Genomic DNA, 26,880 nt, shown 5'->3' on the forward strand with positions numbered 1-26,880 from the left:
CAACAGACAGGTAGAGTAGCATGTGTGGAATTGTAGGCGCGGTTTCGGAAAGGGACGTTCAGGGTATCCTTCTTGAGGGTCTGCGCCGTCTGGAATACCGGGGGTATGACTCCGCTGGCATGGCTGTGATCGGTGGCGATCACAGCGTCCAGCGTGCGCGGGAAGTGGGTAAAGTTGCCGCACTCGGGGATGCAATGAAAGCAAACCCGCTCGCGGGCCACTTGGGCATCGCTCATACCCGCTGGGCAACCCATGGCGAGCCCTCCCAGATCAACGCCCATCCGCACATGTCGGGCGAGCGACTGGCCATCGTCCATAACGGTATTATCGAGAACTATCAGGAGCTCCGTGAAGAGCTCCGGGCTGACGGTTTCGAGTTCACCTCACAGACTGATACCGAAGTCGTTGCCCACCTGATTGAGAAGAACTACCGCGTCCTGGGTAACCTTCACGATTCGGTGCGGGCCGCCATTGCCCGTCTTCGTGGTGCCTATGCACTGGCCGTTGTTCACGCCGATGAACCCAACCATATGGTGGTTTGTCGCGAGGGCAGCCCCCTGGTTATCGGCGTGGGTATCGGTGAGAACTTCATCGCCTCGGATCAGCTGGCCCTGCTGCCGGTCACCGATCGCTTCATGTTTCTGGAAGAAGGCGACATTGCCGACATTAAGAAGGATGGCATCACCATCCTGGATCGTGCAGGTCAGGCAGTGGAGCGGGAAGTAACCCGTTTCGAACACGGCGCGGATTCCGCCGACAAGGGCGAATACCGTCACTTCATGCTCAAGGAAATCTACGAGCAGCCGAAGGTGATCAAGGCCACCATGGAAGGCCGGGTTACCAAAACCCGGGTGCTGGAACAGGCTCTCGGTACCGAGGCTGCCCATCTCCTCGAGAACGTTCGCCATGTCCAGATCATTGCCTGCGGCACCAGTTACCATGCCGGTATGGTCGCGCGTTACTGGATTGAGGAGCTGGCCGGCGTCGCCTGCTCGGTGGAAGTTGCTTCCGAATTCCGCTATCGCAAACACGTGATCCAGCAGGACACCCTGTTCCTGTGCATTTCCCAGTCCGGCGAAACTGCCGATACCCTGGCAGCCCTGCGTCAGGCCAAGAAAGCCGGTTTCCGGGCGGCGATGGCCATCTGCAACGTGCCGGGTAGTTCCCTGGTTCGGGAGTCCGACCTGGTGATCATGACCCAGGCCGGACCGGAAATCGGCGTGGCTTCAACCAAGGCCTTCACCACCCAGCTCACGGCATTGCTGATCTTCACCCTGGCCCTCGCCCGTCACAATGGGCTGCCCGAGGAGCAGGAAGCTGAAATCGTCGAGGCCCTCCATCTCGTGCCTGGCCAGGTCAGCGATGTGCTGGCCCTGGATGGCGAGATTGCCGAGATGTCCAAGGCGTTCATGGACAAGAACCACAGCCTGTTTCTGGGCCGCGGTTCCCAGTTCCCGGTCGCCCTTGAAGGAGCCCTGAAGCTCAAGGAAATCTCCTACATTCACGCCGAAGCCTATCCGGCCGGTGAGCTCAAGCACGGTCCCCTGGCCCTGGTCGACAGCGAAATGCCGGTGGTCACTGTCGCGCCCAACAATGAGCTCGTTGAGAAGCTCAAATCCAACCTGGAAGAGGTCCGGGCTCGTGGTGGCGAGCTGTTCGTCTTCGCCGACAAAAAGGCCGATGTGAAAGCGGAAGACGGCATTCACGTGATGCAGATTCCGTCCGTGCATCCGATTACGGCTCCGATCGTCTACACCGTGCCACTGCAGCTTTTGTCCTATCATGTGGCGGTGCTCAAGGGCACCGATGTGGACCAGCCGCGGAACTTGGCCAAGAGTGTGACGGTGGAGTAAGCGAGGCCTGGCGGGCGGGCCTCAGTTGCTTTGAGGCCATAATAAAGTCAGTCAGGGTTCTTGATGTGAAAAAGTCAGGCTATTCCCCTCCTGAGTCCTGGGGAATGGCCGACTAGACACACGACAGGCGGCTGGAAATTGAATCGAAAGGCAATGGGGCATATCGACTCGCGCATCTCATTTGATGCAGGGCTTGTCGCGTTTCTCCTGCTGCAATGAATCTTTGTCGTCATCGGTATTCCCAAAAAGCTTCCCCCTCCCAATAGAAGACACTTTCCGGACCACCACCCACTGGAAAGACCTTTCAGTATCACTGTAACGACCCAAATCGGAAGGAATAGGTCCGAAACTGGTCCCTCGCACTCCCCCCAACTAGTTAACGCTTTCAGACCTCTGGTCTAGGAGGCCGATCCTTTTCCCCTGTTATTTCACAGTGTTATGACATTTGCTCCCTTTAAATAAAGTATCATGAGCTTCCTATATGACAGTGCAGGCGCCAACCAGGGAAGCGAATAGCGGCCGGGTAAACGCGCAGGAATCAACAAATCCCCTTAATGGAGAGGCAATGCCATGAATTACTCCGAACCCGGGTTATTCGCAAGGAAGCCCTTAAAAACACTTACTGTCTGTGCTTTTACAGGCGTCCTGCTTACTGGCTGCGGAGGCGGAGGCGGAAGCACCTCTTCAACTGCCGCCAAGCAGCAGACCGTTAAGGTGAGCATATCTGAAAACACCATCGAGACCCGCCAGCTCAATGGTGAGATTGATGAAGCTTCAATCACCGCCATTTCTGGCTTCGACAGTCCGAATATCTCCGTCAGCACCAAGGAGAATATCCTCACCATCACCGTGGGTGATTTGGCGAATTCGGATACCGAACGGTTCACACTCAAAACGAGCGCTAGCCTGACTTACACCATCGTTGTCGATGCAGAGAACACGAGCGCCAGGGAAATCGTGGATCAAGCTGAGACTCTGACTGAAATCACATCACCAGGAACGTTGGCGGCAGACGATCTTCGTTTGATGAATATTGTGCTGGAGCTTGAGTACCTGTCAGGCAGTATCAGTGAGTCGGAAAAGGTAACAACAAGCCAAGCGGCGGAGTCTGACATAAACGACTTTGCAACTTCCCTTGAAAATGAAATTGCCCTGCTCAATCAGGCCCTGACTAATTACGAGTCTGGGGATATCCCCGAAACAGACCTGAAACAACGTCTTTCCGCAGCCTCGGGCGCGCTGAGTGATATCGGAAACGCTGGTGAATCCGCTATCGATAATGTGACCGACACGCTCACAGCAATGGGAATCGCGCTTCCCGAAGATCTTGAGGCTACCAACCCTCTAGCTTATGTCGAGCAAGCTGATCGCTTCAGTCGATTCATGAACGCCAATTTCGGCACTTTCGACTCAAACGGCAACTTCACATTCAGCAACAGCTATGACTTCTTGAACGCTGTTTTTCACTATGCCAGCCAATAAGCCGCGGGAGATCAACATGAAAATCCTCAAGACACACTTTGCAGTATCCGCGCTTGCGGCATTATTTAGTGCTGACTCACTCGCAGCGACGAAGACGCTGGCTGAGCCGGTGGCTCTGAGTATTCAGGAGGTTCACGGAGAGATCCGCTTGATCGTAAAACGTGAGTTCGTGAATGGAGAAATCGGCTACGAGAAAATAACTGTCCCGGCTGACGAGGCCGATGCCCGGGAAGCGCAGCTTCTGCAGGATCCCTCTGTGCTTCTAGTTGAACGGGATACAGTTTCGTTCAACCCCATTCCAACCAGCGAACCCGTAAGCACAGCTATCCAGGCAGTTCTAAATGGTGGTGATCCGGTAGAATACAGCGACCCACAATACGCCAATCAGCGCTATTTTCGCGCCGGAGAAACCTACAATACGCGTTTAAGTGAAGCGCATGGCCGCGTCCGTTTCACCAACAAAATTAGAATCGGGATTGCTGATGGTGGTTTCATTCAGTCTCCTGAAGTTACTTTTAGCGAAGGTTCCAGCCTTACCTTGGGATCTCCGTCAGATCAGTTCTATAACAGCGATCCTGAGATTGATTGTGCAAGCCAAACCGATAATCCAAGCACTCACGGACATCAGGTTGCCCAGATTGCTGCGGCAAATTCCAATAACGGGCTGGGCATTGCAGGTGCAACTCGCAACGTCGAGCTAGTCGCGGGCAATTCGCTTGGCTGCTACGGAAGTGGCTTTCTCAGCGATGCTGCGGATCACGTACGATGGTTTGCGGGGGCCAGTGTTAATGGGCTGAGAGATATCAGCGCGCCCGTAGACATTGTCAATATGTCGCTAAGCGCCCCAACCAGTTGCCCGACCTACATGCAGGACGCTATTGATTACGCTCGGGCCCGGAGCATCATTGTCGTTGTTGCCGCAGGCAATGACACTGCCGACACCGCTTATTACGCTCCTGCAAATTGTGAGGGTGTCATTACTGTGGCAGCCACGAAGGCGGAAGGCGACCTCGCTGGTTACTCGAATTTTGGTGATGCGGTATCCGTCTCAGCCCAAGGCTCACAAATGGATGTTTTCACGGAAGATGGAGGAATCAGTTTTGTCTATGGAACCTCTTTCGCCTCTCCATTGGTCACTGGTGTAATTGCAGCAGCTTTATCCGAGCGCCCGAACCTCACCCCAGCAGAAGTTGATGCAATCATTGCTCAATCCGGGAAGCCACTGAACGATGAGGTAACTGGAATTGGTTCTGGAATCCTCGATTCGATGTTGTTCATGGATGGTGCGGGCGTGCCGCGTGAGGCGGTAACGGCTCAATCCGCACTGACTGGTGAGCGTGAGCGATACCAGGAAGCGCTGACTCATCCGACCGCTACAGCATACCTTCAGGCGCAAACCGGTACCTCGGGCGCGTGTGAGCTTTATCAGGCCGATGGCCGTTTTCTCGAAAGTCAGGGAGCCAAAGACTCAATCGCGGTATTCAGCGTGGCTGCGGGTGAGCCACTGAATCCGAAAGACTCAACCGCAATGATCATCAACAGCACGACTGGCGCCGACAAGCTAATCATCACTCAGGCTGATATCGATGCGGCAACGGCTAGCGATCGTCAGATTGGGGTTGCTAACTGCAATATAGCGACGGGTTCCAACTGCTCAGTAAAAGACAACGTGAAGGCTTTCGATCCTGCTGATATTTCGCTGCCAGCAATCTGCACCTGATCCACATGGGGCGTTTCGGCGCCCCACTTAGTCTTCTCACCATCCACTGGTATGAGATATCTGTATGTTAAATAACTATCGCGGATTGATCCTGACGGTTCTGACTGGAGCGGTCTTGTCAGGATGTCTTTCCTCAACCGAAAAGCTCGCGTTGCTGCCTGAACCCCAGGTAGATCGACCTTTTATCTTGGGCTGGCAACCAATAACTTCGGAAATCTCTGATAAGGATGCGCATAGAAAACTCCACCAGAACTACAACGAAGCGGTAAAGTCAGCAGCCTCTGAAATGGGTTGGACGCTCAAGCAGCTCGTTTTAACCAACGATAGCAACCTGTCGACCACCTTTGATCCAACGCAATATCGGTCCACATCTCGTTACAGCATTGATGCACCGGACATCGGATGCGAGACCACGGTGCAAGAGAATAAGCGTGTCCTCTCGAACTGCTTGGTCAACGTGAACGCGGGAGGACTCGAAGGAGTGCAACCGCCTGATGGTGTGCCACTGGTCACCAGCAGAGCCTGGGAATTCGATCAGAGCATGGACCACTTCATAAAGCTTCAAGCCAACGATGGCCGCATTCTGCCTGAGCTGGCCTTCTCGAAGCTTGTATCAGCCAACCTGCCAAGTTCGATTTTTATGTATCTGCCACACGAGGGTGGAGTTTGGTTGAATGGTGGCGAAATCATCCAGTAGTTCTTGAAGGAACAAGCTGGCATTCAACAATGATGTGTTCTCTTGAATTTTACGATAATGATAATTATTATCATTTATGAGACATTCAAGGAGAGCCTCATGGAATTTCTATGCCCCAATCACCGTCAGCAATTCGCCGAGCTTCCGCTGGAAGAACGCAAAGACCTGTGGCTTTTCTGGATGGAGAATGCCCAAGCCTGCAGTGAGCAGGGGCAGTGGCGTGATGTCATCTCCCTGGCTGGCAGCGCCTTCGATCTTGCTTGCCTGCACGGACCGCGGCACGAGTCTTGTATGCACATTGAACTGACCCTCTCAGCTATCCTGGTTTCCCGGGCTCTGTCCGATCGCGGCGATCGGGTAGGTATGGATGTTGTGGTTCTCCGGGCACTGGAGAGCCTGCACCACCCGGACCATGCAGCCCCCACTGAAAGTTGCTGCGATATCCATGAATGCGTTGCCGTGCTCATCGACCCTTCGCGGCACGCAGACTTCTTTGCTGACTATCTGAACTGGCCCTCTTTACCATTTGTTCCACGGAAACGGGTAACCATGGTGAGGACGCTTCACTGATCTCATAACTGGACAACAGAGGCATAGCCAGCAAACCAGTTTGGATAGGCTCGGAGTGGACAGGTTGCACACATTCAGTCAGGCAGATTTCGAACGTTTCAGCCAGCCTTACGACATTGAATTTCGGTTTCCGGCAATCCAAGGCGGCACCAGAACTGATGACCGTATCGTGGCCAGGGGTGAGATTACCGAACACAGTCTGGCATCGGGGTTTCGGTTTACCTTTTCCTCGCTTCAAGTGCTGGAGGCCTACGAATCGGTTTCCTGTGGACACGCACCGTTGCTGGTCCTGGTAGTCCTTGATGGCATCGTTGAGCTTACCCTCGGTTCTGTCGAACATGTTCTGATGCCGGGTAATGCGGTCAGCATGCAGCTGCATTCGGACTACCCGTTACGGGCCCGCCAGCCCGAGCAACCGCATCTGGAAATTGTGGCGCTCGCTTTCGATCCCCGGGGTGCAACATTAGGCCATGTCTCACCCAGTTTGCATGGCCTGACCATTCTTCCTCGAATTCCCCTGCGGCAATGGAATGTGCCACACGCGCTCCAGGAGCTGCTGAGGACTTATGCCAGCCTCCTGATGACGGGCACCCAGAAAAACCTGGTGTTGGAGGGGATTGCACTGCAGCTTGCCGGACTGGGTCTGGTAGCCGAAGAGCAGGAATCGCCGAATGTTCCGGTGGTTCCGGTCCAGCAACGTCAGCGACTTGAGCTGGTGAGGCAGCACCTGGAGTTCACCCCGGACCATCATCACACCCTGAAGGACCTTGCCCGTATGGCAGCGATGAGCCCGAGCGGCCTGCGAGCGAAATTCCGGGCGATGTATGGAATATCAGTGTTCGACTACCTGAGAAAATGCCGACTTCGGTTGGCAAAACACTATCTGGAGCAAGGCTTCAGCGTTCAGCAGAGCGCGAACAAGGTGGGTTACACTCACGCGACCAACTTTTCGACGGCGTTTCGCCGGGAATTCGGGTTTTCTCCCCGACAACGCACGGTCGCCCAGGGAAAATAGCACTCGGCATAGATTTTTTGTCCTTTCGAATACCAAAACTCAGATCTAAACGACAATAATTCGCATTACAGTAAAACTTGTAAAGCGCTTTGTTTGGAGCTGATTAATGAATTTGTCACATGATAATCGCCAGTACTTTCACCGGTCAGGCTTGGCCATGGCCATAGCCGGGGTTCTGGCAAGCCCGATGTTGTACGCGCAGAAAGCGAATGTTGCCGAGCTGGATGCAATCGAGGTTTCTGCAGATGCCGCCGAACCTAGTGGTACCGCACCGAGTGATGGCTACACCGCAGAGGCTACCGTCACCGGCACAAAAACAGCCACCAGTGTGGTTGAAACACCCCAGTCCATTTCAACGGTCACCGCGGATCAGATTCAGGACCAGAATGCGGCCAACCTTGGCGAAGTTCTGCGTTACACAGCTGGCGCCCGTGGCGAGACCTTTGGTTTTGAACCGCGCACCACCTTTCTGAGAATACGTGGCTTCGATGTGGCCACCAGTGGTTTGTTCCGTGACAACCTGAAACTGGCCAACCCCGGCTTCGCGGCCGGTTACAGCCTGGAGCCCTATGGTGCCGAGCGCATTGATGTGCTCAAGGGACCCTCGTCCGTACTGTACGGACAGGCGGGCCCGGGTGGGTTGGTTAACTATGTGTCCAAGCGACCTACCTTCGACACTCGTCGAGAAGTGCGCGTTGAGGCAGGCACCAACGATCTGGTCCAGGGCCAGTTTGATATCAGTGGGGCGGTGAATGACAGTGATACCCTGGCCGTTCGCCTCGTTGGCCTGGTTCGCGACAGCGAAACCCAAGTGGATTTTGTCAACGACGACCGGAAGTACCTGGCCCCCAGCCTGACCTGGCAACCCACGGACGCCACCCGACTGACGCTACTGGCGCACTGGCAGTATGATGATACCCAGCCCTCCCAGCGCTACCCGTTGCAGGGGACTCTTGAGCCAAACCCGAATGGTCCGATTCCTGACAACCGGTTCACCGGCGAGCCGGGGTACGACGCTTACGAGCGTCGCGAGAGCGCCTTAGGCTACGAGTTTGAACACCGCATCAATGACCAGGTGGTGCTGCGTCAGAATGTCCGGGACTACCGCAACGATGTCGACGACCAGACCATCTACACCACCGGCTTGCTGGCGGATCAGAGAACCATTACCCGGTCACGCTTTGACAGTTTCGGTCGCATTGACGGGCTGGTCATGGATAACCAGCTGCAGTTGAGCGCCCAGACGGGGGCGGCAGAACACACGGTATTGGTTGGCCTGGATCATCAGGATATCGACGTGTCATCCCGGCAGTTCTTCGGAGCCGCCAGTAACCTGGACATCTATGATCCCGTCTATGGCGCGCCTATCCCTGATGCCCCTTTGTTTAAAGACGAGAACGGCCAACTCAAGCAGACCGGCGTTTACCTGCAGGATCAGATCCGGGTAGACCGTTGGACAGCTTCCCTTGGCGGCCGGTATGACGTGGCCCGTTCCGAGACACTCAATAATCTCACCGGCGCCACAGCTAGCCGGGAAGACGAGGCCTTCACCGGGCGTGCCGGTGTCAGTTACCAGCTCGCGAATGGCCTTGCGCCCTATGTGAGCTACATGGAATCTTTTCTCCCCACCACAGGTACCGATGCGGCAGGCAACCCGTTCGAGCCGGAAACCGCACATCAATATGAGGTGGGCCTGAAGTACCAGCCCAACACGGACACGTTGGTCACACTGGCCTGGTTCGACCTGACCCGGGAAGACTACCTGACCACCAACCCAACCAGTTTTGCCAGCGAGCAGAAGGGCGAGGCCAACTCGCGGGGCCTTGAGATGGAAGCCCGCACTCGTCTGTTCCAGGCGCTGGATGTGGTTGCCAGCTATACCTACACCGATGCCGAGATCACCAAGGCCAGCAACCCGGTGGAAGAAGGCGAACCGCTGGAATACACCCCGGAGCATGAAGCAGCGCTGTGGGGCAAATACAGCTTCCGGGGCGGCATGCTGCATGGACTGGGTCTTGGCGCCGGCGTCCGTTACATCGGCGAGAGTTTTGGTGCAGCATTCAACGCGGATAATTCTGCCCTCAAAGTACCGGATGTCACCCTGGTGGATGCTGTTATTACCTACGACATTGGCCAGGTGTCACTGGGCCTGCATGCCCAGAACCTGCTGGACGAGAAATACGTGGCAACGGCCTTCGACAGCTCGGGCACCTACGGCACCCGCCGTGAAGTCACAGGTTCGGTTACTTACCGGTTCTGATTACATTATCCTCCTGGCGCAGGGACGCGCCAGCTCCAACAAATTTCTTTCAATAGAACCCCATCCGTTCCCATCCGTCAGAACATTTGTGTATTTTTTTCACAAAGCGACCTCACAGACACGCAAATCGGTTAAAATGCGTGCGCTGGACCCCTGTTGATTAAGTAATATTACGAAGTTACCTGTGTTGATCAGCGCAATTTCCTCATTTTCTTGTTAGTAAGACTAAATCCGGTCTTCAATTTGTACCTTTGGCCCATACCCCGGTACGTAAATATCAAGGAAGATGCGGGCTTGCTGGCACACAATACCAATAACCCGTTTCTCAGAAGATTTCCGTAATGCCCAATACCGTAATCTCAGGCTTTACCCACAATTTCCTTGGCAAGGCGCCCGTCTGGTACAAGCAGGTGATCCTGCTGTTTCTTGTCGCCAACCCGATTGTCATGTGGACGCTGGGGCCCGGGACGGCTGGCTGGCTTCTGATTGCCGAGTTTATTTTTACCCTGGCCATGGCCCTGAAGTGTTACCCGCTTCTGCCGGGTGGCCTGCTGGCAGTGGAGGCACTGCTGATCGGGCTGACCACGCCGGATGCGGTCTATCTGGAAGTGCTCACCAACTTCCCGGTTATCCTGTTGTTGATGTTCATGGTGGCGGGCATCTACTTCATGAAGGAGCTGCTGCTGGTGACTTTCACCCAGATTCTGGTGGGGGTACGTTCCAAATCGGCTTTGTCTCTTCTGTTCTGCTGCGCGGCAGCGATTCTCTCGGCCTTCCTGGATGCACTGACGGTTACTGCGGTGATCATCAGCGTAGCGGTGGGTTTCTACGCGGTGTACCACAAGGTGGCCTCCGGTAAGGGCTATCAGCACAAGGATCACAACACCGGTAGCGATGACGAGGTGATCGAGCTGCATCGGGAAGATCTGGAGAACTTCCGGGCGTTCCTGCGCAGCCTTTTGATGCACGGTGCTATCGGTACCGCGTTGGGCGGCGTTGCCACCATGGTGGGCGAGCCCCAGAATCTGTTGATTGCCAAAGTCGTGGGTTGGGACTTTGCCGGTTTCTTCCTGCACATGGCGCCAGTGAGTTTGCCGGTATTGGCGGCCGGATTATTCACCTGCTGGGCCCTGGAGAAGCTGCGTTGGTTCGGCTACGGCGGGCGCTTACCCAAGCCTGTGCGTCAGGTGCTGGAAGAGTTTGCGGAGAACGAGCGGACCAAGCGTACCAAGGCTGATCAGGCCGCGCTCTGGGTACAGGCTGTAGCCGCTGCGATCTTGGTGGTGGGCCTGGCCTTCCATCTCGCCGAGGTAGGCCTGATTGGCTTGCTGGTCATCATCCTGATTACCTCTTTTACCGGGGTTACCGACGAGCACCAGATTGGTAAGGCCTTCCAGGAATCCCTGCCGTTTACCTCGCTGCTGGTGGTGTTTTTCGCGGTGGTTGCGGTGATTCACGAACAGCATCTGTTCAAGCCGATCATTGACTACGTGCTGTCGCTTCCTGAAGCCAGCCAGCCTGGCATGTTCTTCATTGCCAATGGTGTGCTCTCTATGATCAGCGATAACGTCTTCGTAGCGACTGTGTACATCAGTGAAGTGAAACAGGCTCTGGATGCGGGTGCCATCAGCTACGAGCATTTCCAGAAGCTGGCAGTTGCCATCAACACTGGTACCAATCTTCCCAGCGTTGCGACCCCGAATGGCCAGGCGGCTTTCCTGTTCCTGCTCACTTCTGCCATTGCGCCGCTGGTTCGGTTGTCTTACGGCAAGATGGTAGTGATGGCGTTTCCCTATATGTTGGTGATGGGGGGAGTCGGTCTGTACATGGTTATTAACCATATTTGACATTCTGTTTGGATTTTTGCGCGCGGTGTCAGTGCAGATTCGTTCGGGTCTGTTAATCTTTGCCTAAACAGACTTCAACAATACGGATTCCATGCCCAGAAACTGCCCAGCTCATCTTTCCTCAATGTCTGAAGCCATGCATTTGATCGGTGTCCGGCTTTGGATATTGCTGGCAGGTTTATTGTTTACTTCTGCCTCGCTTGCCGAGCCGGAATCCGCAGACAAAACTCTCCGCATTGCCTATGTGGAGTTTCCCCCCATTACATACCAGTCCAGCGATGGCCGCGCTGCTGGCAGCTTTATAGAGCTTACCCGGAAGATCGCTGTGGAAGCGGGTTACGAACCGGAATTTCTCTTCTTGCCCATCAGTCGGGTATACCTGTATCTGCGCAACGGTCGGATTGACGTATGGCCAGGTTCCGCCAACGTTCCTGCTCTCAACGGTGAAGTTCTCGAGACCTGGGTCACTCCCCTTGCGACCCAGCTTAGCGCCTGGTATCTGGAGGGAACCGAACCACTCATCCATTTTGATCAACTGCAGGGTAAGACTGTCATCACGATTGGCGGCTACACCTATGGAGGGCTCTTGTACTGGCTGGAGGCGGAAGGTTCGATTGACGTCACGGAGGCCCCAAATTATCGGGCTGCTCTGGAAATGCTCAAGCTTGGCCGTGGACATTACCTGTTTGGCCATCGGGATCCGGTTGTGGAAACCCTGACCATGCCCAAAGACGAGAAAATCCGTGAATCGGCGATCCGTTTGAGGAATCTGACCTGGCTGTTCTCGCTAGCCAATCCCCGGGCAGCGATACTGCGGGAAGAGTTCGATGATGCCTATATCCGTTTGGCTGAAAAGGGTGAAGTACCGCCGATACGAAAGCTTGGAGAGAGCTTTGTGATCCCTGGATTTCCCGAGCAATACCGTTAGTAGTGTTGAGGGCTCAGGAACCCGGGTTAAGAAGGATGTCACCATACCAGGCCGTGGCCTTTTCCCCGGTGTTGTCCGAATCCGACATGATGGCAATACCCACCACCGGTGGTGGTTCCTCGCCAAACGCTTCCCGATAGTCGGCCATGATATCCCGCTCCACCGTGACCCATTCGCCGACCTGTTCTGGTCCGGAATTAACGGCAATCATCATGGTTTTCTCGGTGTACGGGTTGGGCACAATCTCGCCCTTCGGGAGAGTATTGGCCCAGATGTAGTTGAGGGCATTGCCCGGCAGGGACTCACCGAATAACACCTCGACGGTCTTGCGTTTGGCGCGCTCGAAAAACCCCGCCTTCTCGGGCTGGAACTCGAACGCCACATAGATTCTCGCCGGGTAATCGTCCCCGGACTTTTCCCGGGCATCGCCTTTTTCGAAAACATTTGAGACCTTCCAGCGCCATTGCAGAATCAGCGAATCGGTTGGCTCCAGCCTGACCCGTGCGATCAGTCCCGACGCTCCGCCGTCCGTGGTCGCCCGCACGACCTGCTGACCGTCTTCGGTTGTCAGTTCATAGCGGCTGAGCTGATCTATCTTGGGGAATTCCAGAGGCTCCCAGCCATCATTCAGGGACTGCATTTCCGAGAAAGGTGTGAGCGGGGATGGTGTCTGTGCCAACAAAATTCCTGACAGGCCCATCAGAACCAGCACTGATAAAAATGTGGCAGTCTTTCTCATCCAGCTTCTCGCTTTCAGGTTCATAGTACCCCGATGGACAGACGCTATGAGCAAAAGTGCCCGAGGCGATTATTGAATCGCCAGCAAGCGGATTGCACTGGCCGCCGCTGCCGTCCGGTTCTCCACGCCCAGCTTCCGGAATACCTGCTCAAGGTGTTTGTTTACGGTGCGTGGACTCATATCCAGTATCTGGCCAATTTCCCGATTGGTCTTGCCATTGGCGATCCACAGTAACACGTCGGATTCTCTCATGGTCAGTTCGAACCGTTGCCGCAAGGCGGCCGTGGCGCTGTTCTGGTTCTGTGGTGTCTTTAGCCGCAGCAGGTATTCCCGGTTATCCACCAGGGCCAGGAACTCGACAGAGCGGGCAACGCCCATGATCTCCAACGCCATGCTGTGTCCCGGATCAGGGCTATGGCCCAGCCATTCCCCCAGTCGAGCCCGAACGTCGGAAAACTCGGCATGTGCAGCGTCGGGCAGGTACTGACAGACCTGCGGTGTTCCCCAAAGCAGGTTTCCCTCTCGATCCACCGCAAACAGGTTTTGACCGGCGGTATCCAGAGCGCTGCGAGCGCTTCGGGTCATGCGGGCGTTGGTCAGGTGTACATCCATTCTGGCCAGGAGTTCTGTGGTGTTGATGGGTTTCGTCACGTAATCCACGCCACCGGCATTGAGACCCATTACAACGTGTTCCGTGTCGCTGAGCCCGGTCATGAAAATGATGGGAATATCGGCGAATGCCGGGTTCTCTTTCAATCTCCGGCAGGTTTCGAACCCGTCCATATGGGGCATCAGCGCGTCCATCAGCACCACATCCGGAGTGATGTTCTGGCTGATGGTCAGAGCCTGGTTGCCTTCCAGGGCAACCAGAACGGTCATGCCAGCCTCTTCCATGGCGTCGTTGATCATCCGAATCGAGTCGACCGCGTCATCCACGACCATCACGACAGTCTTCCGGTCATTATGAAGCTTCATGTTCGGCTACCTCGAGGAGTTCAAGAATTTTCTCAAACTGGAAATCGTTGGTGAGTCTTGTGAGCTCAAGCGCAAAGGGTTCGGTGGCATCGCCGCTGTGTTTCAGGGCATGGAGTGCTTCAAGCAGACCTTTTCGGTGACCGATCCGGGCCAGATCAGCCAGCGCCAGGCGGTGCTCTATATCGGGTAAGGGTAGGGCTCCGTGCTCTGGGGCAGGGATAGTGGCAAGGGGATCCGCGCTCTTGTTAAAACGCCATCCCAGATCCAGTACGCCGGCAATGGTGTCGAGTAGCAGGTTCAGTCGCACCGGTTTTATGATGTAGCCATCATGCAAACGTGGGGAATCTGCCGCGTGGTGACCCTCATTGGCGTCGGCCGAGACCATCACGACCGGGATGGAATGCTTTTGTTCTCTCAGCAATGTCAGCACTTCCCAGCCGCTCATGCCCGGCATGGATACGTCGAGAAGCACAAGGTCGGGGTGCTCGGCCTCTACGGTCTCCAGTACCTGCAGCGCATTACCAATGTCGACGATTTCAAAGCCCAGGGGCGAAAGCATGGCGCGCATGACCTGACGGTGGGAAAGGTCGTCGTCTACCAGCAGCACCTTGCGCCGGGTGCCGTGATAGCCGTAGATCCGTTTGGCGGGGAGTGAGATGGAGCGGGGTGTTGAAGAATGCAGGCTTGAAAGCATCAGGCTCACCCGGAACACGCTGCCCTGGCCGGGTTCACTTTCTACCGAGATGTCACCGCCCATGACTTCGGTGAGCAGGCGGGTAATGGTCAGACCCAGACCGGTGCCGGCCCGGCTTTGTCCCGGTGTCCGGATACGCTCGAATGGCCGGAAGATGCGTTCCACATTCTCGGAGGCTATGCCCTCGCCGGTATCGCGCACCGTGAACTCCGCAACCTGACTGCGATAGCGCAAGGTCAGGGAAACGCCACCTCGGTCGGTATATTTGATGGCGTTGGACAGCAGATTGATCAGAATCTGCCGCAGCCGCTTCTCGTCTGTTGTGACCATTTCCGGAAGCGGATTCGGACAGTGGTAATCAAAGGCCAGGCCCTTATCCTCAGCTTGCAGCCGGAACATGGTCACCAGCTGCCCCATCAACAACTCTATTCGGACCTGGTCGCGGTGGAGGTCCAGACGGCCTGCTTCGATCTTGGAAATGTCTAGCAGCCCCTCAATCAGGTCGGCCAGGTATTCACCGCTTCGGCGAATCACACCCAGGGCTTCCTTGCGGTGGGTGGGGATGGCTTCGTCGTTTTCCATCAACTGGGCGTAGCCGAGGATGGCATTGAGCGGTGAACGTAGTTCGTGGCTGATTCCGGTTAAATAGCGACTTTTCGCACCATTTGCTGCCTCTGCGTGCTCTTTTGCCTGCTGCAGGGCCTGGTCAGTGCGTTCGTGGGCGACAATCTCTTCCATCAACAGACGGTTCTGGCGACGGGACTCTTCCTCCGCCACCACCCGGCTTTCATGGGCGAGTACGAACAGCCAGCAGATCACGCCAGTCACAATGACCAGGATAAAGAATACTTTCCACAGGGTAACGGACAGGAGTATGCCTTCCGCGGGTGACGCGACCGGCGTCTTGAAATAGATCAGTGACAGCAGCACGCCGGACAAGCCGTTGATCAGTATCAGCAGACTCAGAAAATGCCCCACTCGTGAATGCAGGCTGGCCAATATGGGCTTTGGCATCATGCTTCCAAGAAACTGATTGAGCTGCTCCTTGTAGCCGGCTCCAGGTTTGCAGGCATCTGCACACCGCGCATCCAGAGAGCAGCAGAGGGAGCAGATGGTGCCACTATAAGCGGGGCAGGTGGTGACATCTTCTGGTTCGAAATGATGTTCGCATATGGTGCATTGAACCAGCTGGTGATCGGTCGCAAGAGGAACGAATGGCCGCGCTGTGTAAAAGCGGCCGCCTGTCTGCCAGGCAATCAACGGCGCCATGATCAGAGCGACGGCCATGGCGATGAAGTGGGAGAGGGCCTGCGCATAGTCTCCTAGTACGCCGGTATGGCAGGTAATGCCAACAACTGAGGCAGTCAGCATGGCGCCAACCCCGACCGGATTGATGTCATAAAGGTGAGCACGCTTGAATTCGATGTGAGCGGGGCTCAGGCCCAGGGGCTTGTTAATAACCAGATCCGCTACCAGTGCGCCAACCCAGGCAATCGCAACGATGCCGTAGAAGCCGAGGGTTTCTTCAAGGGCCCTGTAAACGCCCAGCTCCATCACCAGAAGGGCAATGGCAACGTTGAAAAAGAGCCAGACCACGCGCCCGGGGTGGCTGTGGGTCAGCCTCGAAAAGAAGTTTGACCAGGCAATGGATCCTGCGTAGGCGTTGGTCACGTTGATCTTGAGCTGGCAAAGAATGACGAAGATGCCCGCCATCGCCATGGAGACCTCGGGCGAATGGGTAATGTAATTGAAGGCGATCAGATACATCTGGGTCGGATCAGCCGCCTCGGAGGCTGTGACGCCCTGTTTCAGGGCAAGGACGGCGAGGAAGGAGCCTGCCAGGATTTTCAGCATTCCGATGACAATCCAGCCGGGCCCGCCTGCCATTACTGCCGCCCACCAGCGCCGCTTCTCCTTCGCGTTGCGGGGTTCAGGGATAAAGCGCAGGAAGTCCACCTGTTCACCGATCTGGGCAATCAACGAGAAAACCACCGCCGCCGCCGCCCCGAACATGACGATACTGAAGCCACCGGTGTTGGCCGGGTTAACCCCTTCGAACTGAGTCCAGTCGCTGACCAGAGAGGCATCGGCGTAGATGATGAAAACAAAGGGCGCGAGCTGTAAGAGTATGAAGACTGGCTGGGTCCAGACCTGGAACCGGCTGATGGCAGTGATGCCATGGATCACAAAGGGAATGATCACCACTGAGCAAATCAGGTAGCCAAGGACCAGAGGAATTCCAAACAGCATTTCCAGTGCCATGGCCATGATCGCCGCTTCGATGGCGAAAAAGATAAAGGTGAACGAAGCGTAGATCAGGGAGGTAATAGTGGAGCCGATGTAGCCAAAGCCGGCGCCGCGGGTCAGCAGGTCTATGTCAACGCCGTATCGGGCCGCGTAGTAACTGATGGGTATGGCGGTCAGAAAAATCACGAGACTGACGGCGAGAATCGCGGCGACCGCATTGTCGAACCCGTAGTGGAGGGTAATGGAGCCGCCAATGGCTTCCAGCGCCAGGAAGGAAATAGCGCCCAGGGCGGTGTTGCTCACCCGAGCCGCAGACCACCGTCGGGCGCTCTTGGCAGTAAAGCGAAGCGCATAGTCTTCCAGGGTCTGGTTGGCTACCCATTGGTTGTAGCTACGCCGAACCCGAAAAATATTCTGTCTTGCCGCCATGACTGCCTTGCCTTTGGTTTCTGGACGCCCCGCGTTAGTGCAGCTTCAAACTGAAATGCACCGGATAGGAAAGCCGGATCAATATCCGTGCCATAGGCCGGTGCAGGGATGTTCTTATTTTGCATGCCTGCGTTTTTAGCCTGTCTCGCCTGTAACAGGAATGCGTCAAATGACGTAGCGCGCTGGGGCGATTGCCGAATGGGCACCAACCAGGGGGCCAAGCAGAATGTTTGACGTGGGCGCTGTGCTTTCGGAAGGAAGCGCGGTACCGGATTTCAAACACTGCGAGGATTCACCATGGGTACGACAGATACAACCGCCAGCGGGCGGTCGTTTGGCAAGGGACTGGGGGTTCGAAAGAGCCTGATGACACTGGCGGCGTCCGTCATGCTGGCCACTTCCGCGCAAGCGGCGACGCCAAGCACGGCGGAGGTCAACACCACAGGACTGGCCGTCACCGACGACACCGTCACAGTGGGCATCCTGCACTCCATTACCGGCACAATGGCCATCAGTGAGATCGGTTCGGTGCAGGCGGAAAAGCTGGCGATTGATCAGATCAACGCCTCCGGTGGCGTTCTGGGCCGCCAGATCGAATTCGTTCAGGAAGACGGCGCCAGTGACTGGCCGACCTTCGCTGAAAAATCCCGCAAGTTGCTGCGTCAGGATAACGTCGCTGCCATTTTTGGTGCCTGGACTTCCGCTTCCCGGAAGGCAGTCCTGCCGGTGATGGAGCAGTACAACGGCATGCTGTACTACCCCACCTTCTATGAGGGTCTTGAGCAGTCTCCTAACGTGATTTATACCGGTCAGGAAGCGACTCAGCAGATTCTCGCCAGCCTGAACTGGGCGGCAGAAACCAAAGGCGCTAAAAGTTTCTATCTGCTCGGCTCGGATTACATCTGGCCGCGTACCTCCAACAAAATCGCCCGTAAGCACATTGAAGATAAGTTAGGCCTCAAGGTGTCGGGTGAAGAGTACTACCCGCTGGGTCACACCCAGTTCAACTCGGTGATCAACAAGATCAAACTGCGTAAGCCGGACGTGATCTTCGCCTCTGTTGTTGGTGGCTCCAACGTTGCCTTCTACAAGCAGATGAAAGCCGCCGGTATCGATTTCACCGATGAGAAGCCACTGCTGCTCACCATCTCCGTGACCGAGGACGAAATCCGCGGTATCGGCGGTGAGAACGTAGACGGCATCTATGCCTCCATGAAGTACTTCCAGAGCCTTGATAACCCGAACAACAAAGAGTTTGTTGCGGCCTTCAAAGAAGCTTACGGCGATGACATGGTCATCGGCGACGTGACCCAGGCGGCTTACCTTGGTCCATGGCTGTGGAAAGCAGCGGTTGAGAAAGCCGGCTCCTTCGATATCGACAAGATCCGCGAAGAGTTCGCAGGCATCGAGTTCAAGAAGGCACCAGAAGGCTACGTGCGCATCCACGAGAACCATCACCTGTGGTCCAAGACCCGTATCGGCCAGGCTCAGACTGACGGCCAGTACAAAGTAGTCTTCGAGACCGAAGAACTGATGGAGCCAGATCCTTTCCCGGAAGGTTACCAGTAAGACCGGATAGCCGGTGCCTCTCGGATAGGGGGGCACCGGCGCCTTTTGTTGCCAGAACGCGAAGCACGTTGGTTTGAATGGGAGATAGGGTCATGTTTGATGGCTACACCAGCAGTGAATTGATGTCGATATTTGCCATGCAGGGGTTTGCCGGGCTCTCCCTGTTTTCAGTGTTCGTGCTGATGGCTCTGGGCCTGACGATCATTTTTGGTCAGATGGGTGTAATCAATATGGCCCACGGGGAGTTCATGATCCTCGGTGCCTACACAACCTACCTGACATCGGGTTTTTTCCAATCTTATCTGCCGGGGCTTTTTGGCGGCTATTTCTTTGTCGCCATGGTCCTGGCCTTTCTGGTCTGCGCCGCATTAGGGGCACTCATAGAGTGGCTCATGATACGGCACCTTTATCACCGACCTCTCGATACCCTGCTGGCAACCTGGGGTCTGAGCCTGATTATGCAGCAGGCTTACCGTTCCATCTTTGGTGCCCGGGAAGTGGGTGTCGAACTGCCGGAGTGGATGCTGGGCGCGTTTAATGTGACCGATCTGGTGCAATTGCCGATTAACGGCCTGTTCGTGATGATCATTGCGCTCTCTATCGCCGTTGGACTTTACCTCCTCATGTTCCGCTCCGGCTATGGCAAGAAGGTCCGCGCTGTAGTGCAGAACCGCCCTATGGCTGAAGCGGTGGGTATCAACAGTGCCGGTATTGACCGGGCAACCTTTGCCCTCGGGTGTGGCATCGCCGGTGTGGCGGGCGCGGCATTCACCATGATCGGGTCAACAGGCCCCTCATCCGGCCAGGCCTACATCGTGGATACCTTCCTGGTGGTGGTGTTTGGCGGCGCGCAAAGTCTGATTGGCACCATCGTGTCTGCCTTCGGCATCTCCCAGGCCCAGTCGACCATGGAATTCTTCCTCAGTGGTTCCATGGCCAAGGTACTCACCCTGCTGGTCGTCATCGGCATTCTGATGCTGCGTCCGGAAGGACTCATGGCCCTCAAGGTCCGTCGCTAGGAGATTGTGATGAAAACTGCATCCCCAATGAAATGGTTTGTCTCCCGTGAGGGACTGTATTACCTGGGACTGGCGGCGCTGCTGGTCATCATACTGCCGCTGATACTGGACCCATTCCGCCTGAACATGGTGGGCAAGTATCTGACCTACGCTTTTGTCGCGATTGGCCTGGTCATGTGCTGGGGTAAAGCGGGCATCCTCAGCCTGGGCCAGGGTGTGTTCTTTGGCCTGGGTGGCTACTGCATGGCGATGTTCCTGAAACTGGAGGCGTCCACACCGGAAGCCACCGCCATCCAGTCTACTCCCGGTATTCCAGACTTCATGGACTGGAACCAGCTCACGGCGCTGCCCTGGTTCTGGGAACCGTTCCATAGCTTTTCTTTCACCCTGCTGGCGGTGATTGGTGTGCCGGTCTTGCTGGCCTTGGTTATCGGACTTGCCATGTTCACCCGTCGGGTGGGTGGCGTGTACTTCGCCATCATCACCCAGGCCATCGCCGCTGTCCTGACCATCCTGATTATCGGGCAACAGGGCTTCACAGGTGGCGTAAACGGGATTACCGACCTGCAGACCCTGAATGGCTGGGACATTCGCACGGATGAAGCCAAAACCACACTGTACTTCATCTGCGTTGGAATGCTCTTCCTCTGTTTGTTCGTGGCGCGCTTAGTCCAGAACCGAAAGCTCGGCCGTATCCTTGTGGCGATGAATGCCCAGGAGACCCGGGTGCGCTTCTCCGGCTATGACGTTGCCGCCTTCAAGATCTTCGTGTTCTGTCTGGCAGCGGCCTTTGCTGGTGTTGGTGGCGCCATGTTTACCCTGATCGTCGGCTTCATGTCGCCGTCTTTCATCGGCATCGTCGCCTCCATCGAAATGGTCATCTTCTGTGCCCTCGGTGGTCGGTTATCCATCCTTGGCGCTGTCTACGGCGCGCTGCTGGTCAATGCGGCCAAGAGCGGGTTTTCCGAATCCTTCCCGGAACTCTGGCCTTTCGCGATGGGCGCCCTGTTCATCGGCGTGGTGCTGGCCTTCCCGAATGGCATGGCCGGTCTTTACCAGACCTATGTCATGCCACTGGAAGACAAGATCTTCAAGCGTAACAAGGCGAAAGACACAGCCGCAGCGGAACCTGAAGCCGTCAAGCCGACCGCTGAAAAGACCGATGACTATGATCCGATGATCGATTCCTACAGCCCGGAGAAATCGTGATGAATGCAGCCAAGAGCAAGAGCGGTGATTTCCTGCTGGCCGTCGAAGGCCTGACTGTGTCCTTCGATGGCTTCAAGGCCGTCGATGACCTGTCCTTCTACCTCGATCCCAAGGAAATCAGGGTCATCATCGGCCCCAATGGCGCCGGTAAAACCACCGTACTGGACCTGATCTGCGGCAAGACCAAGGCCACCACCGGGTCCATCAAGTTTGCCGGCAAAGAGCTGACCAAACTCAAGGAACATCAGATCGTCCACGCGGGCGTGGGCCGGAAATTCCAGACGCCGTCCGTGTTCGAGGACCTGACCGTCTTCGAAAACCTCGAAGTGTCCTACCCACAGGGCCACAGCGTGATGGGCGCCCTGGCCTTCAAGCGGGACAGGGTGGTTATTGAAGCGGTGGAAGAGGTGGCGGAGACCATCTTTCTCACGGATGTCCTGAACGAATCGGCGGCGTCGCTCAGTCACGGCCAGAAGCAGTGGCTGGAGATCGGCATGCTGCTGATCCAGAAACCGGACCTGCTGATGCTGGATGAGCCGGTGGCGGGCATGTCCGTCACCGAGCGCAAGAAAACGGCGGAACTGCTGCGGGTGATTACCAAAGACCACACGGTACTGGTGATCGAGCATGACATGCAGTTTGTCGGCGACATTGCCGACCGGGTGACGGTCATGCATCAGGGCAAGGTTCTCTCGGAAGGGTCCATCGAGCACGTGAAGGCGGACCCGAAAGTCATCGAAGTCTACCTGGGGCACTGATCATGCTGAGCATCAAACATCATTCGGTGGCCTATGGCCAAAGCACCATCATTGACGACCTGAACCTGGATGTGGCGAAAAACGAGATTGTGGCCGTGGTGGGCCGTAACGGAATGGGCAAGACCACGCTGATGAAATCCCTGGTCGGGATGACCCCCACGAAGGGCGGCGAGGTGAGCCTGGACGGAACCAAACTGACCAATATGAAGAGCTTTCAGCGGGTTCGTGCAGGAATCGGTTTCGTACCTCAGGGCCGGATGATTTTCCCCACCCTGACGGTCCGGGAAAACATCGAGACCGCCCTGGCTGCGGTAGGTGAGAAGAAGGTGCCGGAGGATTTGTACGATCTGTTCCCGGTGCTCAAGGAAATGCAGGGCCGGCGTGGCGGTAACCTGTCCGGCGGCCAGCAGCAACAGCTGGCCATTGCTCGCGCCCTTGCCACGCGCCCGAAAGTGCTGCTGCTGGACGAACCCACCGAAGGCATTCAGCCCAACATCATCAAGGAAATTGCCAAGACCTTGCGGCGCATTCGCGATGAGCGGGGGCTGTCGATTGTGGTTTCGGAGCAGGTACTGAGCTTTGTGATGGATGCCGCGGACCGGATTCTGGTCATCGAGAAGGGCTCGATTGTGCACGAAGAGAGCCGTGCCGAGGCAGACCAGGACAAGATTGCCAGCTATCTGGCGGTTTGATCGATTGAGACATCAGGAGACGAACAATGAGACACGGTGATATTTCCAGCAGTAACGATACCGTCGGCGTGGCGGTGGTGAACTACAAAATGCCCCGGCTGCATACCAAGGCCGAGGTGTTGGACAACGCCCGCAATATCGCAGAGATGATCAAGGGTATGAAGGTGGGCCTACCGGGCATGGATCTGGTGGTGTTCCCGGAATACAGCACCATGGGCATCATGTACGACAACGACGAGATGATGGAAACCGCGGCCACCGTGCCCGGTGACGAAACCGCCATCTTCTCCGCAGCCTGCCGTGAAGCCAACACCTGGGGCATCTTTTCGCTGACGGGTGAACGCCACGAAGATCATCCGAACAAGGCGCCTTACAACACGCTGATCCTCATCAACAACGAGGGTGAAATCGTTCAGAGGTACCGCAAGTGTATCCCCTGGTGCCCGATTGAAGGCTGGTATCCCGGCGATAGCACCTACGTGAGCGAAGGCCCCAAGGGCATGAAGATCAGCCTGATCATCTGTGACGACGGCAACTACCCGGAAATCTGGCGAGACTGCGCCATGAAGGGTGCCGAGCTGATCGTGCGCTGCCAGGGTTATATGTACCCGGCCAAGGAACAGCAGATCATGATGTCCAAGACCATGGCCTGGGCCAACAACTGCTATGTGGCAGTGGCCAACGCCTCTGGTTTTGATGGTGTGTATTCCTATTTCGGCCACTCAGCACTTATCGGCTTTGATGGCCGTACTCTGGGTGAATGTGGCGAGGAAGACATGGGCATTCAGTACGCCCAGCTGTCCGTGAGCCAGATTCGCGACGCGCGCAAGAACGACCAGTCCCAGAACCATCTGTTCAAGCTGCTTCACCGCGGCTACAGCGGCGTTCATGCGTCAGGCGATGGTGACAAGGGCGTGGCCGATTGCCCATTCGATTTCTACCGTACCTGGGTGATGGATGCCGAGAAGGCACAGCAGGACGTGGAAGCCATGACTCGCAAAACCATCGGAACCGCCGAGTGTCCGGTGGGCGACCTGCCTGTTGATGGCAAGGAAAAATCCGCAGGGGCTTAAAGCCGGGAGGCGCCAGTGCCGTTTATCAACGAACGGCTGGAAGCCAACCGGGAATCCATTGAAAAGGACCGGGCCGCCTCAGGCCCGGTTCGTGCTTCCCGGTTCCGCTTTGAGCCAGATGCCGTCATGTCCCGCCTGCGGGACAACATTGTTGGCCAGGACGAGGCCCTGACCGCCATGGAAGCCATGCTGGTGCGGGTGAAAGCCGACATCGGCGACGACAACCGGCCGCTGGCGGTGCACCTGTTCCTCGGACCCACCGGGGTCGGAAAGACCGAAACCGTGCGCCTGATTGCTGAAGCCATCCATGGCAACCGTGATGGCGTGTGCCGCATCGATATGAACACACTGGCCCAGGAACATTACGCCGCTGCGCTCACCGGTGCCCCGCCCGGTTACGTGGGCAGCAAGGAAGGCCACAGCCTGTTTGATCTGGACAAGGTTCAGGGCTCGTTCAGCAAGCCCGGCATTGTCCTGTTCGATGAGATCGAGAAAGCCAGCAAGGAAGTGGTGCGCACGCTGCTGAACGTGCTGGACACCGGCCGGCTGGTGTTTCCGTCCGGCAACCGCGAGATCGACTTCCGCAACACCCTGATTTTCATGACCAGTAATGCGGGCGCACTCGATGCGGAAGCCCATCAATATCGGTATCAGCGGGGTTGGCGACGTTGGCTGGGCCTGCGACCGGGCGATGCGAACGCCATTCGCGACACCGCCCTCCGAAAGCATTTTGATCCGGAGTTCCTCAATCGAATCGACCAGATTCTCACGTTTAACAACCTTGGTGAAAACTGGCTGGATGCCTTGCTGGACATTGAGCTGGCTGGCCTCAACAAGCGCCTGTCCCGCAAGCACGCTGAGCTTTCGTTATCGCCAGAATTGCGGGCCGAACTCTGCCGAGGATACGACAGCCGGTACGGCGCCCGGGAAATGCTTCGCGCTTTTCGTCAGCGGCTGGAACCGTTGGTTGCCCGTGCTTTATTGGCCAATCCCGAGAGTCGGTTATTCAAAGCGGATCTTCAGGGCAACGAGATAACCGTGCACCAATACGTCGAATGACGTAGGTACCGGGGGCATTTCGCGAATACCTTCCCGGGGCCGGATTTCGGATAGTGAAGCTGTTACCTAAACGTGTAAGCCAATAATACCAAGGAGCCTCCGCTATGGCTGAAACCATTATCAAGATCGATCTGAACAAGTCGGCCTACGAGAACGACAAAATCCACAACCGCTGGCACCCGGACATTCCTCTGGTGGCGACCGTCAAGCCGGGCGATGATTTCATCGTGGAGTGCTACGACTGGACCGGCGGACAGATCAAGAACGATGACAGTGCTGACGACGTTCGCGATGTGGATCTCAGCCAGGTGCATTTCCTGTCTGGCCCCATTGGTGTCGAAGGCGCAGAGCCGGGTGATTTGCTGGAAGTGGACATTCTCGATATCGGCACCTTCGAAGAGAGCCAGTGGGGCTTTAACGGGTTCTTCTCCAAGCAGAACGGCGGCGGCTTCCTGACCGAACACTTCCCGGAGGCCCAGAAATCGATCTGGGACTTTAACGGCATGTTCACCAAATCCCGCCACATTCCCAACGTGGAATTTGCCGGCCTGATTCACCCGGGCCTGATCGGCTGCCTGCCCTCCAAAGAATTGCTGGACACCTGGAACAAGCGTGAAGCCGGACTGGTCGCGACCGATCCGGAGCGCGTACCGGAACTGGCTACTTTGCCAAATGGCGACACCGCCCACATGGGCCAGTTGACCGGCGACGCGGCCAAGGCTGCGGGTGCCGAAGGCGCGCGTACCGTGCCGCCCCGTGAGCACGGCGGTAACTGTGACATCAAGGATCTGTCACGGGGTTCCAAGGTTTATTTCCCGGTGTACGTGGACGGCGCAGGTCTGTCTGTCGGCGACCTGCACTTCAGCCAGGGCGACGGCGAAATCACTTTCTGTGGTGCCATCGAAATGGCTGGCTGGATTCACCTGCGGGTAAACCTGATCAAGGATGGCGTGAAAAAATACGGCATCAAGAACCCGGTGTTCAAGCCCAGCCCGATCAAGCCCCGTTACGACGATTACGTGATCTTTGAGGGCATCTCGGTGGACGAGGACGGCGGCCAGCATTACCTGGACGTACACGTGGCTTATCGCCAGGCGTGTCTGAACGCCATCGAATACATGACCAAGTTCGGTTACACCAAGGCCCAGGCCTACGCAATTCTCGGCTGTGCGCCCGTGGAAGGCCATATCAGCGGCGTGGTGGATATCCCCAACGCCTGCGCCACGCTCTGGCTGCCAACGGGCATCTTCGACTTCGACATCAACCCGTCCGCCGATGGACCCCAGAAGAAAGTCAGTGGGGGCATGGACGTACCGTTGTCGAAAGATAAGGAGTAATCACCATGCCTGTGTATGACTACAAGTGCCGAGAGCACGGCCTGTTTAACACCCTGGCAACCATGGACGATGCCGCCAAGCCGGCAGAGTGCCCTAGCTGCAAGGCCCTGTCGCCACGGGTGATCGTACTGCCCTCGCACATTGCGGCCATGGACCCGGCCAAAAGGGCAGCTGAGGACAGGAACGAACGGTCGCGGCATGAACCGGTGTTCTCCACCGCAGACCGAAGGGCCAATGATAAAGAGCATAGCCGTGCCTGCGGCTGTGGCTCTCCGAAGCCCGGAAAGTCCATGCTGTTTTACACCGCCGACGGGAAGAAGATGTTTCCTTCCATGCGGCCCTGGATGATCAGCCACTGATCGGCTGAGTAGATGCTGTCACGTGTTTGGCCCCCTTCATGGGGGCCTTTTTTTGTGCCTGCCCACCTTGTCCCTTCCAGATATCGTGTATATAGTGTCTCCATCCTTGGTCAAATACCAGATGTAGTGATCAGTGCGTAACCAACTCGGTCAGCACGTGATCACCCGATGCATTCTGGTATCGGGAATCCGGTGAGAATCCGGAACTGACGCGCAGCGGTATTGGGGAACAAGCGTGGCATAAAGACACTGGCGCAAGCCGGGAAGTCGCCACGCAAGGCCGAATCGAACGATTCACGCCCCTGAGTCCGAAGACCTGCCAGGGAGAAAACTGCACCTTCGCGTTTCA

At 56.4% G+C, this 26,880-nt stretch carries 21 protein-coding genes and 1 riboswitch; of the genes, 18 read left to right on the forward strand and 3 right to left on the reverse strand.

Annotation, left to right across the window (positions count from 1 at the left end; all coding sequences use genetic code 11):
* Positions 1 to 20: 20 nt before the first annotated feature.
* The 9 genes from glmS (at position 21) to ACWJ62_RS08515 (ending at position 12,372) form a co-directional block, all read left to right on the forward strand.
* The gene (gene glmS, locus ACWJ62_RS08475) at positions 21 to 1,853 is read left to right on the forward strand and encodes a glutamine--fructose-6-phosphate transaminase (isomerizing) (protein WP_449285783.1); all 1,833 of its coding nucleotides are present in this window, start codon (positions 21 to 23) and stop codon (positions 1,851 to 1,853) included.
* A gap of 570 nt (positions 1,854 to 2,423) precedes the next feature.
* The gene (locus ACWJ62_RS08480) at positions 2,424 to 3,335 is read left to right on the forward strand and encodes a hypothetical protein (RefSeq protein ID WP_449285784.1); all 912 of its coding nucleotides are present in this window, start codon (positions 2,424 to 2,426) and stop codon (positions 3,333 to 3,335) included.
* A 16-nt stretch (positions 3,336 to 3,351) separates the two neighbouring features.
* Complete coding sequence (locus ACWJ62_RS08485) at positions 3,352 to 5,055, forward strand: S8 family serine peptidase (RefSeq protein WP_449285785.1); 1,704 nt, start codon at positions 3,352 to 3,354, stop codon at positions 5,053 to 5,055.
* Positions 5,056 to 5,119: 64 nt separating this feature from the next.
* Positions 5,120 to 5,752 carry a hypothetical protein gene (locus ACWJ62_RS08490; protein ID WP_449285786.1) on the forward strand — a complete coding sequence of 211 codons (633 nt, stop codon included), beginning with the start codon at positions 5,120 to 5,122 and terminating at the stop codon, positions 5,750 to 5,752.
* Positions 5,753 to 5,851: 99 nt separating this feature from the next.
* On the forward strand, positions 5,852 to 6,322 hold the full coding sequence (locus tag ACWJ62_RS08495) for a hypothetical protein (protein ID WP_449285787.1): 471 nt from the start codon (positions 5,852 to 5,854) through the stop codon (positions 6,320 to 6,322).
* A 55-nt stretch (positions 6,323 to 6,377) separates the two neighbouring features.
* Positions 6,378 to 7,337: a helix-turn-helix transcriptional regulator gene (locus ACWJ62_RS08500; RefSeq protein ID WP_449285788.1), complete on the forward strand. Its 960-nt coding sequence runs from the start codon at positions 6,378 to 6,380 to the stop codon at positions 7,335 to 7,337.
* Positions 7,338 to 7,443: 106 nt separating this feature from the next.
* Positions 7,444 to 9,597 carry a TonB-dependent siderophore receptor gene (locus tag ACWJ62_RS08505; RefSeq protein ID WP_449285789.1) on the forward strand — a complete coding sequence of 718 codons (2,154 nt, stop codon included), beginning with the start codon at positions 7,444 to 7,446 and terminating at the stop codon, positions 9,595 to 9,597.
* A 341-nt stretch (positions 9,598 to 9,938) separates the two neighbouring features.
* Positions 9,939 to 11,444 (forward strand): sodium/proton antiporter NhaB, encoded by a 1,506-nt coding sequence (nhaB, locus tag ACWJ62_RS08510; RefSeq protein WP_449285790.1) that lies wholly within the window; start codon positions 9,939 to 9,941, stop codon positions 11,442 to 11,444.
* Positions 11,445 to 11,535: 91 nt separating this feature from the next.
* Positions 11,536 to 12,372, forward strand: coding sequence for a substrate-binding periplasmic protein (locus ACWJ62_RS08515; RefSeq protein WP_449285791.1), 837 nt, complete (start codon positions 11,536 to 11,538; stop codon positions 12,370 to 12,372).
* A 13-nt stretch (positions 12,373 to 12,385) separates the two neighbouring features.
* On the opposite strand, the gene ACWJ62_RS08520 is transcribed toward ACWJ62_RS08515, so the two are convergent.
* The 3 genes from ACWJ62_RS08520 to ACWJ62_RS08530 all read right to left on the reverse strand — a co-directional run bounded on the left by ACWJ62_RS08520 (position 12,386) and on the right by ACWJ62_RS08530 (position 17,456).
* Complete coding sequence (locus ACWJ62_RS08520; RefSeq protein ID WP_449286163.1) at positions 12,386 to 13,072, reverse strand: DUF3047 domain-containing protein; 687 nt, start codon at positions 13,070 to 13,072, stop codon at positions 12,386 to 12,388.
* A gap of 108 nt (positions 13,073 to 13,180) precedes the next feature.
* Complete coding sequence (locus ACWJ62_RS08525; RefSeq protein ID WP_449285792.1) at positions 13,181 to 14,086, reverse strand: response regulator; 906 nt, start codon at positions 14,084 to 14,086, stop codon at positions 13,181 to 13,183.
* Positions 14,073 to 17,456: a hybrid sensor histidine kinase/response regulator gene (locus tag ACWJ62_RS08530; RefSeq protein WP_449285793.1), complete on the reverse strand. Its 3,384-nt coding sequence runs from the start codon at positions 17,454 to 17,456 to the stop codon at positions 14,073 to 14,075. Before ACWJ62_RS08530 ends, ACWJ62_RS08525 begins: the two co-directional genes overlap by 14 nt.
* Positions 17,457 to 17,753: 297 nt before the next feature.
* On the opposite strand from ACWJ62_RS08530, the gene urtA reads away from it, so the two are divergent.
* From urtA to ACWJ62_RS08575, 9 genes are all read left to right on the forward strand, one after another.
* Entirely contained in the window at positions 17,754 to 19,025 is a 1,272-nt protein-coding gene (gene urtA / locus ACWJ62_RS08535; RefSeq protein WP_449285794.1) for an urea ABC transporter substrate-binding protein, read from the forward strand.
* A gap of 92 nt (positions 19,026 to 19,117) precedes the next feature.
* Positions 19,118 to 20,044 carry an urea ABC transporter permease subunit UrtB gene (gene urtB, locus ACWJ62_RS08540; protein WP_449285795.1) on the forward strand — a complete coding sequence of 309 codons (927 nt, stop codon included), beginning with the start codon at positions 19,118 to 19,120 and terminating at the stop codon, positions 20,042 to 20,044.
* A gap of 9 nt (positions 20,045 to 20,053) precedes the next feature.
* Entirely contained in the window at positions 20,054 to 21,253 is a 1,200-nt protein-coding gene (gene urtC, locus ACWJ62_RS08545; RefSeq protein WP_449285796.1) for an urea ABC transporter permease subunit UrtC, read from the forward strand.
* A complete protein-coding gene (gene urtD / locus ACWJ62_RS08550; protein WP_449285797.1) occupies positions 21,253 to 22,011 on the forward strand; it encodes an urea ABC transporter ATP-binding protein UrtD in 759 nt (252 codons plus the stop codon). The genes urtC and urtD overlap by 1 nt, the downstream gene beginning before the upstream one ends.
* 2 nt (positions 22,012 to 22,013) lie before the next feature.
* The gene (gene urtE / locus ACWJ62_RS08555; RefSeq protein WP_449285798.1) at positions 22,014 to 22,703 is read left to right on the forward strand and encodes an urea ABC transporter ATP-binding subunit UrtE; all 690 of its coding nucleotides are present in this window, start codon (positions 22,014 to 22,016) and stop codon (positions 22,701 to 22,703) included.
* Between the two features lie 26 nt (positions 22,704 to 22,729).
* Entirely contained in the window at positions 22,730 to 23,776 is a 1,047-nt protein-coding gene (locus ACWJ62_RS08560; RefSeq protein ID WP_449285799.1) for an aliphatic amidase, read from the forward strand.
* Between the two features lie 15 nt (positions 23,777 to 23,791).
* Positions 23,792 to 24,835, forward strand: coding sequence for an AAA family ATPase (locus ACWJ62_RS08565; RefSeq protein ID WP_449285800.1), 1,044 nt, complete (start codon positions 23,792 to 23,794; stop codon positions 24,833 to 24,835).
* A 104-nt stretch (positions 24,836 to 24,939) separates the two neighbouring features.
* Complete coding sequence (gene fmdA / locus ACWJ62_RS08570) at positions 24,940 to 26,172, forward strand: formamidase (protein ID WP_449285801.1); 1,233 nt, start codon at positions 24,940 to 24,942, stop codon at positions 26,170 to 26,172.
* Between the two features lie 5 nt (positions 26,173 to 26,177).
* A complete protein-coding gene (locus ACWJ62_RS08575) occupies positions 26,178 to 26,531 on the forward strand; it encodes a zinc ribbon domain-containing protein (RefSeq protein WP_449285802.1) in 354 nt (117 codons plus the stop codon).
* Positions 26,532 to 26,690: 159 nt separating this feature from the next.
* Positions 26,691 to 26,869: riboswitch (cobalamin riboswitch) on the forward strand.
* Positions 26,870 to 26,880 lie beyond the last annotated feature (11 nt).

The sequence above is a fragment of the Marinobacter sp. PE14 genome (genome assembly GCF_053566155.1).

Coding starts and splice junctions, on each gene's coding strand:
- ACWJ62_RS08485 (WP_449285785.1), top strand. CDS start 3,352: ATGAAAATCCTCAAGACACACTTTGCAGTATCCGCGCTTGCGGCATTA.
- urtE (WP_449285798.1), top strand. CDS start 22,014: ATGCTGAGCATCAAACATCATTCGGTGGCCTATGGCCAAAGCACCATC.
- ACWJ62_RS08575 (WP_449285802.1), top strand. CDS start 26,178: ATGCCTGTGTATGACTACAAGTGCCGAGAGCACGGCCTGTTTAACACC.
- urtD (WP_449285797.1), top strand. CDS start 21,253: ATGAATGCAGCCAAGAGCAAGAGCGGTGATTTCCTGCTGGCCGTCGAA.
- urtC (WP_449285796.1), top strand. CDS start 20,054: ATGAAAACTGCATCCCCAATGAAATGGTTTGTCTCCCGTGAGGGACTG.
- ACWJ62_RS08490 (WP_449285786.1), top strand. CDS start 5,120: ATGTTAAATAACTATCGCGGATTGATCCTGACGGTTCTGACTGGAGCG.
- urtA (WP_449285794.1), top strand. CDS start 17,754: ATGGGTACGACAGATACAACCGCCAGCGGGCGGTCGTTTGGCAAGGGA.
- glmS (WP_449285783.1), top strand. CDS start 21: ATGTGTGGAATTGTAGGCGCGGTTTCGGAAAGGGACGTTCAGGGTATC.
- ACWJ62_RS08505 (WP_449285789.1), top strand. CDS start 7,444: ATGAATTTGTCACATGATAATCGCCAGTACTTTCACCGGTCAGGCTTG.
- ACWJ62_RS08480 (WP_449285784.1), top strand. CDS start 2,424: ATGAATTACTCCGAACCCGGGTTATTCGCAAGGAAGCCCTTAAAAACA.
- ACWJ62_RS08525 (WP_449285792.1), bottom strand. CDS start 14,086: ATGAAGCTTCATAATGACCGGAAGACTGTCGTGATGGTCGTGGATGAC.
- urtB (WP_449285795.1), top strand. CDS start 19,118: ATGTTTGATGGCTACACCAGCAGTGAATTGATGTCGATATTTGCCATG.
- nhaB (WP_449285790.1), top strand. CDS start 9,939: ATGCCCAATACCGTAATCTCAGGCTTTACCCACAATTTCCTTGGCAAG.
- ACWJ62_RS08560 (WP_449285799.1), top strand. CDS start 22,730: ATGAGACACGGTGATATTTCCAGCAGTAACGATACCGTCGGCGTGGCG.
- ACWJ62_RS08495 (WP_449285787.1), top strand. CDS start 5,852: ATGGAATTTCTATGCCCCAATCACCGTCAGCAATTCGCCGAGCTTCCG.
- fmdA (WP_449285801.1), top strand. CDS start 24,940: ATGGCTGAAACCATTATCAAGATCGATCTGAACAAGTCGGCCTACGAG.
- ACWJ62_RS08520 (WP_449286163.1), bottom strand. CDS start 13,072: ATGGGCCTGTCAGGAATTTTGTTGGCACAGACACCATCCCCGCTCACA.
- ACWJ62_RS08515 (WP_449285791.1), top strand. CDS start 11,536: ATGCCCAGAAACTGCCCAGCTCATCTTTCCTCAATGTCTGAAGCCATG.
- ACWJ62_RS08530 (WP_449285793.1), bottom strand. CDS start 17,456: ATGGCGGCAAGACAGAATATTTTTCGGGTTCGGCGTAGCTACAACCAA.